Origin of the sequence: Clostridium sp. (genome assembly GCF_030532265.1) — a bacterium.
In the GTDB taxonomy this organism is placed as follows: Bacteria; Bacillota; Clostridia; order Clostridiales; family Clostridiaceae; genus Clostridium.
Map to the genome: position 1 here is coordinate 1 of NZ_JAUNLM010000050.1, position 15,072 is coordinate 15,072.

At 26.6% G+C, this 15,072-nt stretch carries 14 protein-coding genes; 2 read left to right on the forward strand and 12 right to left on the reverse strand.

What is annotated here, in order from left to right:
• Window positions 1-98: 98 nt before the first annotated feature.
• The 3 genes from Q4E08_RS09710 to Q4E08_RS09720 all read right to left on the reverse strand — a co-directional run bounded on the left by Q4E08_RS09710 (window position 99) and on the right by Q4E08_RS09720 (window position 2,463).
• Entirely contained in the window at window positions 99-620 is a 522-nt protein-coding gene (locus Q4E08_RS09710) for a GrdB-related putative oxidoreductase (protein ID WP_303130565.1), read from the reverse strand.
• 35 nt (window positions 621-655) lie between these two features.
• Complete coding sequence (gene celB / locus Q4E08_RS09715; RefSeq protein ID WP_368410174.1) at window positions 656-2,008, reverse strand: PTS cellobiose transporter subunit IIC; 1,353 nt, start codon at window positions 2,006-2,008, stop codon at window positions 656-658.
• A gap of 128 nt (window positions 2,009-2,136) precedes the next feature.
• Window positions 2,137-2,463, reverse strand: a complete 327-nt coding sequence (locus Q4E08_RS09720; protein WP_303130566.1) for a PTS sugar transporter subunit IIB — start codon at window positions 2,461-2,463, stop codon at window positions 2,137-2,139.
• A 284-nt stretch (window positions 2,464-2,747) separates the two neighbouring features.
• Between Q4E08_RS09720 and Q4E08_RS09725 the strand changes: the two genes are divergently transcribed.
• Window positions 2,748-4,355: a sigma 54-interacting transcriptional regulator gene (locus Q4E08_RS09725; protein ID WP_303130568.1), complete on the forward strand. Its 1,608-nt coding sequence runs from the start codon at window positions 2,748-2,750 to the stop codon at window positions 4,353-4,355.
• A 60-nt stretch (window positions 4,356-4,415) separates the two neighbouring features.
• On the opposite strand, the gene Q4E08_RS09730 is transcribed toward Q4E08_RS09725, so the two are convergent.
• The 4 genes from Q4E08_RS09730 to Q4E08_RS09745 form a co-directional block, all read right to left on the reverse strand.
• The gene (locus tag Q4E08_RS09730; RefSeq protein WP_303130569.1) at window positions 4,416-5,804 is read right to left on the reverse strand and encodes an aspartate ammonia-lyase; all 1,389 of its coding nucleotides are present in this window, start codon (window positions 5,802-5,804) and stop codon (window positions 4,416-4,418) included.
• Between the two features lie 411 nt (window positions 5,805-6,215).
• A complete protein-coding gene (locus Q4E08_RS09735) occupies window positions 6,216-6,803 on the reverse strand; it encodes an ATP-binding protein (RefSeq protein ID WP_303130571.1) in 588 nt (195 codons plus the stop codon).
• A 192-nt stretch (window positions 6,804-6,995) separates the two neighbouring features.
• Window positions 6,996-8,357: a 6-phospho-beta-glucosidase gene (locus Q4E08_RS09740; RefSeq protein WP_303130572.1), complete on the reverse strand. Its 1,362-nt coding sequence runs from the start codon at window positions 8,355-8,357 to the stop codon at window positions 6,996-6,998.
• Between the two features lie 275 nt (window positions 8,358-8,632).
• Complete coding sequence (locus tag Q4E08_RS09745) at window positions 8,633-9,352, reverse strand: MurR/RpiR family transcriptional regulator (RefSeq protein ID WP_303130574.1); 720 nt, start codon at window positions 9,350-9,352, stop codon at window positions 8,633-8,635.
• A gap of 171 nt (window positions 9,353-9,523) precedes the next feature.
• On the opposite strand from Q4E08_RS09745, the gene Q4E08_RS09750 reads away from it, so the two are divergent.
• On the forward strand, window positions 9,524-9,817 hold the full coding sequence (locus tag Q4E08_RS09750; protein ID WP_303130576.1) for a hypothetical protein: 294 nt from the start codon (window positions 9,524-9,526) through the stop codon (window positions 9,815-9,817).
• 105 nt (window positions 9,818-9,922) lie between these two features.
• Here the strand turns inward: Q4E08_RS09750 and dltC are convergent, their stop codons facing one another.
• From dltC to Q4E08_RS09775, 5 genes are all read right to left on the reverse strand, one after another.
• Window positions 9,923-10,150: a D-alanine--poly(phosphoribitol) ligase subunit DltC gene (gene dltC / locus Q4E08_RS09755; protein ID WP_303130577.1), complete on the reverse strand. Its 228-nt coding sequence runs from the start codon at window positions 10,148-10,150 to the stop codon at window positions 9,923-9,925.
• Window positions 10,151-10,319: 169 nt separating this feature from the next.
• Window positions 10,320-11,501 (reverse strand): D-alanyl-lipoteichoic acid biosynthesis protein DltB, encoded by a 1,182-nt coding sequence (gene dltB, locus Q4E08_RS09760; protein ID WP_303130578.1) that lies wholly within the window; start codon window positions 11,499-11,501, stop codon window positions 10,320-10,322.
• The gene (gene dltA, locus Q4E08_RS09765) at window positions 11,501-13,021 is read right to left on the reverse strand and encodes a D-alanine--poly(phosphoribitol) ligase subunit DltA (protein WP_303130580.1); all 1,521 of its coding nucleotides are present in this window, start codon (window positions 13,019-13,021) and stop codon (window positions 11,501-11,503) included. The genes dltB and dltA overlap by 1 nt, the downstream gene beginning before the upstream one ends.
• A gap of 109 nt (window positions 13,022-13,130) precedes the next feature.
• Window positions 13,131-14,342: a D-alanyl-lipoteichoic acid biosynthesis protein DltD gene (gene dltD, locus Q4E08_RS09770; RefSeq protein WP_303130581.1), complete on the reverse strand. Its 1,212-nt coding sequence runs from the start codon at window positions 14,340-14,342 to the stop codon at window positions 13,131-13,133.
• A 479-nt stretch (window positions 14,343-14,821) separates the two neighbouring features.
• Window positions 14,822-15,072: DUF1667 domain-containing protein (locus tag Q4E08_RS09775; protein ID WP_303130582.1), on the reverse strand; the 251-nt coding region annotated here is incomplete at its 5' end.

Sequence of the window (15,072 nt, forward strand, 5' to 3'; positions counted from 1 at the left end):
TTCAACTGCCATTCTCCAAGTAGCTATCATAGCCCATTTCATAATTTATTCCTCCACTCATACTGCAAATTTAAAGTTTTAACCCTTTTGTTTTTTTATTAGAAACATACTTCTTTCTTTAAAGTTTCTATATTTTCTTTATTGGCAAGCTTTATTGCCATGTTACAAATATTTTCTATTGATTGATTTAATCCAACCCCACCTTTTTTAGGTGTTTTTACAACAATAACTCTATCTTTATACTTTGTAGTTGCTGGATTTTCAGCTGACATAGCAGCAAATGCTGGTATATCAGAATTATTATTAATTTCTTCAGCAAGTCCACCTGCCATTTCTCCAAAGTTAGGATAATGAAGAGCTGGACCACATATTACTACATCTGGACCTAGCTTCTTAGCCATTGCTAAGAACTTTTTTTTCACCTCTTCTTCGTTTTTTTGATAATACATATCACCACAATATAATGTAGCAACTATCTTACCATCCATTTCTTTAAAGTAAGGCTCCATCATCTTTCCTGGTCCTATTATTGATTTTTTTCCAGCTGGTGGTAAATCTGCATTTTCATCGCTTCCCATTCCAGCTTGTACATGATTTAATATTAATAATACTTTAACCATTGCTCTTCTTTCCTCCTAAACTTTTATAATAAATTTTATAAATCTAAATCATCGAAATCTATATCATCATCTTCATCTTCATTAGCTGCTGCTTCTAATTCTTCTTTTAAGTATTGATTATCTATTGTTTTAATAAATGGAATATAAATAATTATACCTAAAATTATTAGTAATACTTGTAATACTGCACCTTGCCATCCTGACACTAAGAAACCTGAAATAACTGGTGGTGTTGTCCATGGAATTTGTACTCCGTTAGTATATGGAACTAAACCACTTGACATTGCAAAATAAGAAATAATTATATTAATTGTTGGTATTAACATAAATGGAACTAACATTACTGGGTTAAGCATTATTGGTAATCCGAATATTATTGGTTCGTTAATACCAAATACTCCTGGTAATAATGAAAGTTTACCAATCTTTGTAACCCTTTGACTCTTACAAATAAATACTATTGCGATAAGTAATGATAGTGTACTTCCAGCTCCACCAAATGTAGCAAACATATCTTGGAATTGTCCTGTAATTATATTTGGAATTGGTTGTCCTGCTTGGAAGGCTTCTAAATTTTCTACTGATAACGCCTTTAATATTGGATTAAATACAGCTCCAACAACACTTGATCCATTAATTCCAAAGAACCAGAATCCATGTAAGAAAATATATGCAATTATCATAGCTGGTAATGTATTACCTAATTTTAATAGTGGTACTTGTAACATATTAAATACAAAATTATGAATTGTTTCATAAGATGTTGCTGCAAAAATATAATTTATTAAGAAGAATACTATTATAACTATACCTGCTGGTATTAATGCTTCAAATGACTTTGCAACTGTTGGAGGTACCCCTGCTGGAAGCTTGATTACCCATCCCTTTTTAAGAATTTTAGCAAAAATTACTACTGAAACAAGAGCTACAATCATACCAAGGAATAATCCTTTTGATCCAACCCAATCAAGTGGAATACCTTTTACTATGTATTCAACATTTTGCTCTTTAGGAGTAAAATTTATTTTATAAGGTGTAACTATAAAGAAAGCAACTAATGCTGTAGCTGATGCTTGAATTGCATCTATATCTAGTTGTCTTGCTAAACTGTATGCAATACCTACTATAGCTAGTATTGTCATAATATCAAAAGTTGCTGCAACTGGAGTTGTAAGTTTAGCTGCCCATCCTTCACCTAAAAATTGTGCTACCCAATCATTCCATCCTGGAATAGGGAAGTTTGCTATAAGTAAGAATAATGATCCCACAATAAGAAGTGGTGTTGATATTAAGAAACCATCTCTTATTGCTATTAAATATTTATTTTTTCCTATAACTTCTGCCATAGGCATTAATATCTTTTCAAACTTTTTCATTATAAAGTTCATAATAAGTTCCCCTCTCTCTTTTATTAAACCCTTTTTATAACTTTATCTTTTGTTTATATACGTTACTTACTAATTTTCTCAATAGTTACAATATAGTTCTTTCACTTAATAGCTTGTACTTTTTATAGTTATTTGCTTTGAGCTTTTTTTATCATTTTTATAGCTGTTTTTAATACTTTTTCCCCATCCATAACTCCATAATCAGCTGCATTTATAGCATCAACTGGAATTCCTAATGGATCACATATTTCTTGCATTTTTCCAAGCATAAATCTTACTTGTGGTCCTAAAAGAACACAGTCTGGTCTTTCATCTTGAATCATTGCATGAGCTTTAACACAAGGATTAGCTTCAATATGAATGTCTAAGTTATGTTTCTTTACAACTTCAAGCATTTTTGAAACTAAAAGACTTGTTGACATTCCTGCATCACAAAATAAAAATATTTTTTTCATAGATAATTCCTCCTTAGAATTTATAAAATTTTTATTAATTTATTTTTGTACAAATAACAATAAGCAAATATCATGCCATAAATTTTCATTAGTTATCAGGCTAGTATTTTAGCTAATTTTTATGATATCATTTTCATGATCTGTTGATTTTATATTATGTGTGCTTTAAAATAATACATAATAATTTAAATTTTTACATTTATAGCACACTAAATTTATACATAATTATTTTTTTTAATAAGAGTGAATTCTCTTATATACAATAATGGGGTTGAGGTGACATAATGGTGAAAAGAATTGATTTAATTTATGAGACAATTAGAAAGTTAGATAAAGGTAATGGGGTTACTACACAAGATATTTGTAATGAATTAAATATAGAACGTTCAAATATAAGCAAAAATCTAAATAAATTAGTTAAAGAAGAAAAATTGTATAAAAACTCTTCTAGACCAGTAAAATATTATTTAAAAAATCCTAATAATATAGATTTTAATTTAAAATCATCACTTGATAAACTTTCCTATCTTTATCCATCTCTTACAGATGCTTGTAAGCTTGCAAAAACAGCTATACTTTATCCTCCTAATGGAATGAATTCATTAATAATAGGTGAAACTGGTTCTGGTAAATCTATGCTTGCAAAACTTATGCATGAATATGCAGTATCATTTTTTAATAAAGATATGCCTTTTATTCACTTTAACTGTTCAGATTATGCAAATAATGTACAACTTTTAAGCTCTCATCTTTTTGGAGTTAAAAAAGGTACATTTACTGGAGCAACTGAAGATAGAGCTGGACTTATTGAAAAAGCAAATGGAGGTATATTATTTTTAGATGAAATACACAATCTTCCAAGCGAAGGACAAGAAATGCTATTTTTATTTATGGATACAGGGTATTTTAGAAGATTTGGTGAAGTATCAAAAAAGATAAAATCTGATGTTAGGATAATTTGTGCAACTAACGAAGATATAAATGAAACCCTTCTTAGTACTTTCTTAAGAAGAATTTCTATAAAAATAAAAATACCAAGTCTTAATGAAAGAAGTCTAGAAGAAAAACTTACTTTAATTGAAACTTTTATAAAAGAAGAAAGTATTAATTTAAATAAACCTATATATATTTCCTATAATGCAATGCTGTGCTTTTTATCTTATAACTGCACATTTAATGTCGGACAACTTAGAAATGATGTAAAGCTTGCTGTCGCTAATTCATATACTGAATATTTTATAAATAATAAAAAACATATAAAAATTAATAGTCCGGATCTTCCAAAAGAAATGCGTGAAAACCTTACTCGTCCTTTGATTGAAGAAAAAATAATACTAGATAAACTTCCAACTAAGGATAGATACTTTATATATGATAAGGATAGTAAAGTTAATAGTCACTCTTTTCAAAATCAAAAACAGGCTATGTTTAAAGCATATAAAACTCTAATTAATCAAGTTGAAATACATTCATCAACTAAGCACGCTTCTTATGAAGATTTTAATGATATCTTAAACGAGTATCTTAAGGTTATATCTCATCATAGTGATAATTATAAATTTAACTTTGCTTATGCTACATTTGATGAGACTAATAATAAACTTATTGAATTTGATAAAAATATGGAGAAATTTTTTAAAATTTCTGTATTTGAAAATTTATTTAATATTCATATAGATTTAATATATGATAGAATGAGCCTTATTTCTTTAGATAACCTAAATCTTCAAAATAGATTAAAAGGCTTGTTTCCTGAAGAATATAAACTAGCTTTAGAATATACAAATATTATTGAAGATAGTCTTAATCTATATATTTCTCCATCAGAGTTTATTCTAATTATGTTAATTGCAATATATGTTTTTAACTCTGATATAATTCTTGATAAATAAAAAAGGAGCATTTTTTATGCTCCTTTCATTTATAAAATCATAAATTTTCAATTAAAACCTTTAACCACTAATTCTAACCATTTTATCTATATTAAGTGTTTTCTTTATTTCATCGTCACTAAGTCCTAACTCTTCCTTTATAACTTCTCTTACACTCTTATTGAATTTAAGAGCTTTCTTTGCAATATCAGCAGATTTTTCATATCCTAAAGAAGGTGCTAAAGCTGTAACTATTCCTATACTTTTTTCAACTAAGTCTTTACATGTATTTTCATTAGCTTCAATACCTTTAACACAGTTTTCAGTAAATGTACGCACTCCATTTTTTAATATTCTAATTGATTGGAATACATTTAAAAGTATAATTGGATAAAAAGCATTAAGTTCTAATTGTCCTGATTGTGTTGCTAAAGTTACTGTTGTATCATTTCCCATTATTTGAAATGATATTTGTTTAAGTAATTCTGGCATTACAGGATTAACTTTTCCAGGCATTATTGATGAACCATTTTGTTTAGCTGGAAGATTTATTTCAGAAAACCCTGTTCTTGGTCCTGATGACATTAAAATTAAATCTCCTGCAATCTTACTTAAATTAATAGCACAAACTTTTAAATCTGATGAAAGTGCTGCCATTGTATCTGCATTTTGAGTGCTATCTACTAAGTCCTCAGCTTGTCTTATATTTAATCCACTTAATTTATTTAAATTTATACAAACTTCTTTTATATAATCTTTATTTGCATTTATTCCTGTTCCTATTGCAGTACCACCAAGATTAACTATTAAAACTTCATCAAGTCTTTTTTCTAATCTCTTTATATCTCTACTTACTGCTCTTCCATATGCAGTAAATTCTGAACCTAAACTTATTGGAACAGCATCTTGCATTTCTGTTCTTCCCATTTTTATTACATGTTCAAATTCTTGTCCTTTTACTAAAAGTGCATTTTTAAATTTTTCTAATTCTTCTATACATTCTCTTAATAATAAATGACAATTTATTAATCCTGCTGTTGGTATAGCATCATTTGTTGACTGTCCCATATTTACATGGTCATTTGGATGTACTGGATATTGTAACCCCTTATCATAACCTAAATACTCATTTGCTATATTAGCTATAACTTCATTCATATTCATATTAGTTGAAGTTCCAGCTCCTCCTTGAATTGGATCTAATATAAATTGATCTAAATACTTTCCTTCTAATAAATCATCACAAGCTTTTACTATAGCATCTTTTAAGTTATCTTTTAACTCCCCTACCTCACAATTTGTAATAGCACAAGCTTTTTTAACTAAAGCTAAGCTTTTTATGAAAGATTCTTCTAAATCTAATCCACTAATTCTAAAGTTTTCATGCCCTCTCAAACTTTGTACTCCATAATAAACATCCTTTGGCACCTTTTTGCTTCCTATTGAATCTTTCTCAATTCTGAATTCCATTTCTAAACCCTCCAATATGACTATAATATATGTACTTTTAATTTATTTTCCCTTAGTATTAAATACAAATAGCAATTATTGTGCCAAATTCGTGTGAAATCTATAATTAAAGTTTTATCTATATTATTTTTAAAATTAAAAACTCTTTATACAGTATCACTAAACTTTCATTTATATATTCACACTTATTTAAGAACTTTTATCACACTAAGCGTATTATTATTTTAAAATTTTTAAAATAATCACTAAACAGTTAAAATTTGTATACTTTAAATCTTATATTTATTAAATTTTTATATTAATTTTAGACTTAAATAAATGTTATTTTTTATGTATATTAAATTAAATTTAATGATAAAAAAAGACTTATTAAAGTTTAAATTTAAACTTTAATAAGTCTTTATAATTATATTATTTTTGTGGCATTGCTGCCTTTATTTCTACTTCTTTTATTCCAACTCTATCTAAAATCTTTTCTGATCTTTCTTTTGTTGAACCTGTTATTACTTCAAACTTAACATTTTCCGCTTCTAGGAAACTTAATATAGCTTTATCTATGGCATTTGCTAAATCCTCATCCTGCCATCTTACTCCATCTTGTGTATAACCAAATTCTCTTGGTACAAAGAATATATAATCATACTTTGGTAAATCTCTTAATGCTAATATGTACAAATCCTTTAATATTTCTATTTCTTTTTTTGTTCTCTTTTTATCACCTAACATAAATCTAGCATATATATATGGAACAAATGTAGCATAATCTGTTATTGCATAATCAAACTCATTTAAACTTTCTTCTAATTGAGCTTGTCCTAAATATATACCATATTGTTCTGCTATTGTTTCTATCATACCTTTATCTCTTAAGTAATCAGTACTATACTCAGTCGCAACTCCAACATTTAAATCTCTTATTTTTAAATCAACATATAATTGTTGTATCAGTGTAGTTTTTCCACATCTTGGTCCACCTAAGATGGCTATTCTTACTGGCATATAATCTCTCTCCTCCAAATAAACATTTGTACTTAACTTTTTATCATAAGTTTAAGAAAACAAAGTTATTATATCAGTACAATCAATAAGTTTCAATTAAATTAGTCAAAACTAATATAATGATTATAACACAAATAAAACTACATAGCCTTATAAAGCCATGTAGTTTTAAAAAATAGTATTTTTATAATTTTAAAACTCTGCTAAATTTACCTTTTCAATTGCATCTATAACCTTCTTAAATTTAGGTAAATATTTTTTATGGGCAACTAACATATCATTTAATATTTTTCTTCCTTTTATATCATCTGACACCAATGGATTTGTAACCATTGCAAGAAGAGCCGTATTATAATCTCCTGTATAGGCCGCTTCTGCTGCTAATCTTTCAAATGCTTTTATTTGTGATGTTAATCCTTGAGCTGCTATTGGTAAATCTGTTACTGTCTCAACTGGTACTGGACCATCTTTTGTTATATAACAGCTTATTTCTACTGCTGAATTATCATCAAATTGCTTAAGCTTTCCATTATTTTTTGTATTTACAGCAACTATATTATGCTTATCATTATAAATACCATTAATTACATTACATGCAACATCTGAATAATGAGCTCCACCTCTTTTTGAAAGTTCTTCTGGTTTCACATCTAAGTTTTCATCTTTATAAAGTTCAAATAGCCTTTCTTCAAGTTTCATTACTACTTCCGCTCTTGTTTTTCCTTCCGCAAACTCTTTTAATTCATTATCTAACATATCTTTTTTCTTATAATAATATCTATGATACGGACAAGTAAGCACTCCAAATGCCTTTATAAACGCTGGATCCCATCCTAATGATGCAATATTTGCAACCCCTTGTATATCTTCTCCCTTTACCATTTTATTTATAACTTCTTCTGTAATATCTTTTCCATCTAAGTAAACTCTTTGTCCATATACCATATGATTTAAACCTGCAAAATCAATTGTTACTCTATCTTTTTCTACTCCTAAAAGTTCAGCTACTCCAAACTCCATACCTATTGGAACATTGCAAACTCCAATTACCTTTTTATGAACTCCATATCTTAAAAGTGCTTCTGTAACTATACCAGCTGGATTTGTAAAGTTTATAAGCCAAGCATTAGGACAAAGCTCCTTTATGTCTTTTGCTATATCAAAAATAACCGGAACTGTTCTAAGTGCCTTAAAAAGTCCTCCAGCTCCATTTGTTTCTTGTCCTAAATATCCATAGCTTAAAGGAATTCTTTCATCTTTAGCCCTGGCCTTTAAAAGACCTACTCTTAATTGAGTTGTAACAAAATCTGCATCTTTTAAAGCTTCTCTTCTATCTAAAGTTAAATGTATTTCCATTGGAACTCCCGCTTTTTCAACCATTCTTTTTGCAAGATTCCCTACTATTTCAAGTTTTTCTTTTCCTTCTTCTATATCAACAAGCCAATATTCTGCAACTGGCATCTCATCATATCTTTTTATAATTCCTTCAACTAATTCTGGAGTATAGCTTGACCCTCCACCTATTGTAACTATCTTCAATCCTTTTTTACTCAAATTAAAACCTCCCACTTTATTTTTATAATTTATTCTCAATTTATTTATACAAATTTTATAACAGATAACCTATACCTTAAATAATTCTTTCTTATATTGACTTAATTATATTTCCTTTTAAAATTTAGGTAAATATATTTGAACTAATAAAAAACACATAATCCTTTAAATAATTTGTTATATAAAAAAAACATCTTGTTATAAGATGCTTTTTTATATAAAACATTTCAATTAAATAGACATATAAATTTTTTATAACTTTAATTATTTTAAAATTATAAATTTTTCATTCTTTTTCCTAAATCTTCAACTATATACAGTACAGGTATTTGAGTTGTTGCTTCATTTATTCCATACTTTTCTTGTGGTACATAATATGCAAGTTTTATATCTGCTAAATTTGCTATAGTGCAATTTTTACTATTTGTTATTGATATAATTTTTCCCCCAGCACTTTTCATTCTATTAGTGTGCATTACAGCTGCTTTTGATTCACCTGATACTGAAAAGGCAAGTGTAACACTTCCTTCTACATAAACACTTTCTGTTGGATAATAAGGGTCAGTTATTGGTAATGAAAATTTTCCAAGCCCTGCAAAATACCTTGAAGCATAATTTGCCATAGCTCCTGAACTACCAAAACCTATACAAAATATATATTTAGCTTCTTTAAGAGCAATTGATGCTTTTTCTAAATCATTTTTAAAATTATTGCTATCTGCTCTATTTAAAAATTCAACTATAATACTTTTATCATTTTTCACATTAAAATTTTCTTCATTTTCTAAATACATTTTTAACTTAATCTTAAATTCAGAAAAACCATCACATCCAAGTTTCTTGCAAAACCTTAAAACTGTAGTTGTTGATACATGTGCTTCATCTGCAAGCTCTCTTATTCTCATATATACTACTGTATTTTTATTTTTCATAACATAATCATAAACGCTAAATTCTAAATCATTGAAACTTTTAATAGCCTCTAGTTGAAACATAATCTTTTCACCACTTTATTTTAAATATTTATAATCTTAAACTTTCTATAATTAATACTTTATCATATAAAATGTAATACTTACTAGAAGTAAGCCTAAATAAATTTATTTTTAAATAAATCTAATATATTTTTTCTTTATGGAGAAACTAAACAAGAGGAGGGATTAATTATGAAAAAAAATAAAGTAGATTCAGCAAAAATAAGAAATAATCCTGGTGAACATGCATATCTTCCTAATGAAAGAGATGACTATCATCTTCCAGATGAAGACTTAATAAGTACAGCTCCAAATGGAGATATAACAATGATTCCAAACCCTGTTACTGATGATATAGTTGTAAATAATATAGCTTGGCAAGAATTTAATTACACTGATAGTATGGCAGATAGATTATCTGAAATTGAATCAGTAAAAGAAATACAAAAGCAACCAAAATCTCATACTAAAAATAATAAAAAATAACTATAAGTTAAAATAACCAAAAGATTAAGCGTCAAAAAAGAGATATTCAATAAATTGAATATCTCTTTTTATGTAACTTAAATATTAATTTTTATAAAGTTAATATTATCTTGTTTCTAAAAATGCTACTAAATTATTTACTGTAGCCATATCTGATCTTTCTAAATCAGTTGGTTGTAATTTTATTCCTAATCTTTCTTCAATTTGTAATAAAACTTCAATTATTGCAAGTGAATCTAAAAGACCAGCTTCAAATAAATCAAAATCTAAATCGTCTCTTATTTCATCACAACCTGTTACTTCTTCAAAAATTTCTATTACTTGTTCTTGCATATCTAAATTCTCCTTTATTTTTAAATTCTCTCTTATATACTATTATACAAATCTTTATTTTTTATTAAAGTTTAATTATTTTTAAAATATATATTTATATTTTAATACTAAAAGCTAAAATTCTCCAGTAAATTTATATTAAGTTTATATAACATTTAATTAAACCTTATTATTTAACTATAGCAAAATATCCTGAGAATATTAAAAGACCAAACCCAGCTATATGCCATGTAATAAATATTTGTAAATATTGAAACCATTTTTCCTTTTTATGAGTCTTATAAAACTTTGATTTTCTTTGGTAAATATCTGTAAGAACTAAAATTAATCCTTCATATATACCATAAACTATATAATACCATGTTAATCCATGCCAAAATCCCATTGTTATCATTGTTATCATTTGTGCAACATGAGATGCTGTAACTCTCTTTTTAAATCTTTTTTTTCTCATAGAACTTATCACAAATCTTGAAAAAATATAATCTCCAAACCATCTTGAAAGTGATATATGCCATCTTGTCCAGAACTCCTTCATATCTTTACTAACAAATGGCTTATTAAAGTTATCTGGTGCTTTTATTCCAAATATGTAACTTGTACCTACTGCAAATAAACTATAACCTGCAAAGTCAAAGAATAAATATAAAGTATAAGCTACCATATATTGATATGCATGACCAAATGTTAAATGATTTGTTGGTATTTTAGTAAACCACATTGTATTTACTAAAAATGCTATTACAAACTTATATAAAATACCTAAAAATATTTTTGTTATTCCTGGCATTAAATATTCATTTATATATTCTGATTTTGAAATTTCCTTATCTAAATCTTTCTCAAATCTTCTTGATCTGTCTATTGGTCCTGAACTTAATGTTGGGAAAAATAAAACAAAATATAAAAATGTAGATAATTTTACTTCTTTTATAGCACCATCATATATTTCAATAACCATTTGAATAACCCTAAAGTTTAAATATGATATACCTATAAACCCTATTACTGTTATTTTTGTATCTGGAACTATTAAATTAAAATGTGGTGATATTTTATTAATTATTACAGGCAGCATTGAAGCAAATAAAAATATTCTATATACTATAACACTATCTGTCTTTTTTCTAATAAACAAATATCCATATACTATGATTAATTCCCATACTATGAATGTACATAAAAATTTAAACTGCACGTTTAAACCAACTATAATAAATATCATAAATATAGTTGCAATCATTCCATATATTTTTATTTTTTTACCGCATAAACCTAAAACTATAGCAGGAATCGCAGTTAACAATAATATGTATAGATATAAATAATCTCCATATTGTGAAAAAGTCATTACATTTCCTCCATAAGTTTCTTTCTATCTATTTTTCCGTTTGTGTTTATTGGAAATTCCTCAACTATTTTTATACTTCTTGGAACCATATATGATTGTATTAATTTTTCTAATTCCTTTTTAATCATAACTCCATTTTTTAAATTACTTAAATTATTTTTTTCTTTTAATTCAACAACACCTTGAAGATATGCAATTTTTTCATCTTTATATACAGGTAACACTACAGCATTTCTAACATTAGGAACCTTACAAAGATTATTTTCAATATCTTCTATTTCTATTCTAAATCCATTAAGTTTAATTTGGAAATCTTTTCTACCACAATAATATATTTTACCATCTATTCTATAACCGATATCTCCAGCTCTATACGCTCTTTCCTTTGATCCATTAATTTCTTCATAATAGAAAACTTCATTAGTCTTCTCTTGATTCTTGAAATAACCTTTTGATACTGATTTTCCTATCATTATTATTTCGCCCTTTTCACCATCAGCTACTTCTTTTCCATTCTTGTCAACAATTTTAATTTCTATTCCATCCATAGCATATCCTATAGGAATACTTTTATCATCATTTATTATATCATCAGTAACATCTATAGCTGTTACAGCAACAGTTGCTTCTGTTGGTCCATACCCATTCATTAATCTAAGACCCGGGAATCTTTCTAAAACTTCTTTTGATAAATTTTTTGATAAAACTTCCCCAAGAACTATCATTGAATTAAGTTTTGGCATCATTTTACTGTTAAAACTATCTTCATTTAAACAAATTCCAACAAACGATGGTGTTGATACCCAAAGATTTATATTTGATTTTGAAAATTGTTTAAATAATTCTTTATAATTTCCCATAGTCTTTTTTGATAATGAAAATAATGTTGCACCATTTATAAGTCCACCATATAAAGCTATAACTGATACATCAAATGAATATGATACTTGATTCATGATTATCATTCCACTATCATCTATTTTCAAATAATCAATAATCCATTTAGTAAAATTATCTAAGTTATTGCTACTTATCTGAACTCCCTTTGGCTTTCCTGTACTTCCTGATGTAAATAACATATATGCATTTTCATCATTCTTTACCCATGAAGCTTCATTTATAACTTCATTTTTATACTCTTCTAATATTGTATTTATATCATCTTTATCTAATACAGTAACATTCAATCCAAATTCTTCTTTTGATGAATCTGTAAAATTAAATATTATCTTTGGTTCTACTTCTTCTGCTACTGTTAAAACTCTTTCAACTGGAAATGTTACATCTAATGGTATGTATGCTCTTCCTGATTTTAATGCTCCTATCATACAAGGAACTATTAAATTATCTTTATTACCATATATTATAATTGGCGTATTATCACTATGAACTTCCTTTAAATAAGCTCCTATGCTTTCTGAAAATCTTTCTAAATCCTTATATGATAATTCTTCTCCATCACATTTTAAAGCTATTCTATCTGTGTTTGCATACTTCTTAATCCCTTTAATTATCTCCATCTTAATATCCTCCTAAAACTAAAACTCATTATAAATGAATGGTATTTGTTTAAATGGTGTAAATGTTACTATTAATATAGCCAATATTACAATTAAAGTAATTACTATACTAATTATTAAATACTTGTTCTTCATTATATTGTTCGTAGAGTTTTTTACTGACATCTAACCATCCTCTCGTTCCTAAATGCATAACATCTCTTAAATAATAGTCTTCTTGTTCTTTATCTCTTAAATCCATAACCTTGAATCCATATTTTTTTGCTAAATTCCCAACAAAATCATAAAATTCAAATCTTTCTTTTTGAGATATACCTGCATAATTATAATACCAAGGATAACATGGCATTAATACTACAGTTAAATCAACATCCATTTCTTTACATACACTTAAGAAATATTTATAATCATCCATTTCCTTAGAATCCAATAAATTAACATTTGCATATTTATTTTTTAATTTACTCAAATTAGGTTTTAATGTTTTATAGTAATAATCTTTATCTAGCTTATGAGGAGCATTTTTAACTCTTTTTTTGGCATCTTTAACCGCTAAATCTTCCTCCTCTTTCCAATTAAAAGGCTTTCCCAATTTATCATCTTCATCTGTTTTATTCTTAAGTGTCTTTAATTTTTTATATAAAAGTCCTTTTTCTTTTAAGATAACTTCTTTTTCTCTTAATTTAAAATAAGGATATAATAAAACTTTTTCAATCTTCCCTATAAATGAACTATCATTATATAAAATTGAATATAGTCTTTCACTCTTATATTCATCATTTCCTTTTAAAAGTCTTGCTGTCTTTTTTGTTAATTCAATCTTATTTTTCTTAGATATTTTATAATTATTTAAAAAATTATAAAATTGAACTGGTGAAAATCTTCCTTGAAAGTCTTGTGGTGCAACACCATCTGGATGAACAAACCATTGTAAAGATTCAAGTAATACAACCTTTTTACCTTTTATATTTGGATCTGTGCTTCCTAATGTAATTGCATCTTGTAATTCTTGAGTAAACGGTCTACCTATTGTAAAAACTCTATTTTTACTTCTATTTGTATTAAAATAACGCGTTGGATGCTGTCTTGTTGCATGTCTTAAATCTGAAGCACCAAGCATCATTATTGCATCTTGTTCTAAGAACTCATTATTTATAATTACACCTTTTCCTTTTATATCTGTCGCATATTCCCCCATAAGAGGCACTAAGTTTTTCTCTCTCATCAATTTGCTATTTTCATGATCTAAAAACTTATTTAGTCCAAAAGCAAATAATACCCCAATTATTAATGGTATTATAAAATATAATAATTTTTTCATACCTTGCTCCTCTCTTAAAGTTACGTAAAATCCGGAAATAAATAAATTCCACCTGAAATATTATTACTATTTTTAATAATATTCAATTACATTAATTTAATTGTTTTTAACAAATTGTAAATACTATCTTAATTACTTCTTAAATTAACTTTATAAAACTATCTGAATACTACTTATAAAGCCATTTTCCTAGGTTTATACCTATATTAAAAATAATATTTTTCATCAAATAATTAACTAACTTTTAACTTTTAATATACATATAAATTTATAAAAATTTCATTAAAGTAACTCATATATACTATATAAAGTATAAATTTTATATATATTATATACAATTACAAAATAAAGTCAAAATTATTACAATTACTCTATAAAAATCACAAATTAAGGGCAATTTAAACTTTTAAAGTTTAAATTGCCCTTAAAGAGGTACGTATGTGATTAAATCTTTATTTCTATAAGCTATATTTAGCTTTTTAGACTGCTTCTATATTTCTACTAGCAATTACATCTATTCCTGTTCCTAGTACATCTTTTATAACTATATCTCCCATTTTTACTGGAGCTTTAATTACAGTTTCATTTATAACTTTCATACATTCAAAGTTTAAAGGTTTTGGAATTGCTCCATTTGTTTTTACTGGTATCACTGGAAGTTCTCCACCTTCTACTTTTACTGTTGAAGTTACTACTCTAACTGGATTTGTAACTTCATTTAATCCATATA

What these genes read in the sequence shown, in the direction of transcription:
- Q4E08_RS09750 (WP_303130576.1), top strand. Translation starts at nt 9,524, where the DNA reads ATGAAAAAAAATAAAGTAGATTCAGCAAAAATAAGAAATAATCCTGGT.
- Q4E08_RS09720 (WP_303130566.1), bottom strand. Translation starts at nt 2,463, where the DNA reads ATGAAAAAAATATTTTTATTTTGTGATGCAGGAATGTCAACAAGTCTT.
- Q4E08_RS09745 (WP_303130574.1), bottom strand. Translation starts at nt 9,352, where the DNA reads ATGTTTCAACTAGAGGCTATTAAAAGTTTCAATGATTTAGAATTTAGC.
- dltC (WP_303130577.1), bottom strand. Translation starts at nt 10,150, where the DNA reads ATGCAAGAACAAGTAATAGAAATTTTTGAAGAAGTAACAGGTTGTGAT.
- Q4E08_RS09735 (WP_303130571.1), bottom strand. Translation starts at nt 6,803, where the DNA reads ATGCCAGTAAGAATAGCCATCTTAGGTGGACCAAGATGTGGAAAAACT.
- celB (WP_368410174.1), bottom strand. Translation starts at nt 2,008, where the DNA reads ATGAACTTTATAATGAAAAAGTTTGAAAAGATATTAATGCCTATGGCA.
- Q4E08_RS09710 (WP_303130565.1), bottom strand. Translation starts at nt 620, where the DNA reads ATGGTTAAAGTATTATTAATATTAAATCATGTACAAGCTGGAATGGGA.
- Q4E08_RS09725 (WP_303130568.1), top strand. Translation starts at nt 2,748, where the DNA reads ATGGTGAAAAGAATTGATTTAATTTATGAGACAATTAGAAAGTTAGAT.
- dltB (WP_303130578.1), bottom strand. Translation starts at nt 11,501, where the DNA reads ATGACTTTTTCACAATATGGAGATTATTTATATCTATACATATTATTG.
- dltD (WP_303130581.1), bottom strand. Translation starts at nt 14,342, where the DNA reads ATGAAAAAATTATTATATTTTATAATACCATTAATAATTGGGGTATTA.
- Q4E08_RS09730 (WP_303130569.1), bottom strand. Translation starts at nt 5,804, where the DNA reads ATGGAATTCAGAATTGAGAAAGATTCAATAGGAAGCAAAAAGGTGCCA.
- dltA (WP_303130580.1), bottom strand. Translation starts at nt 13,021, where the DNA reads ATGGAGATAATTAAAGGGATTAAGAAGTATGCAAACACAGATAGAATA.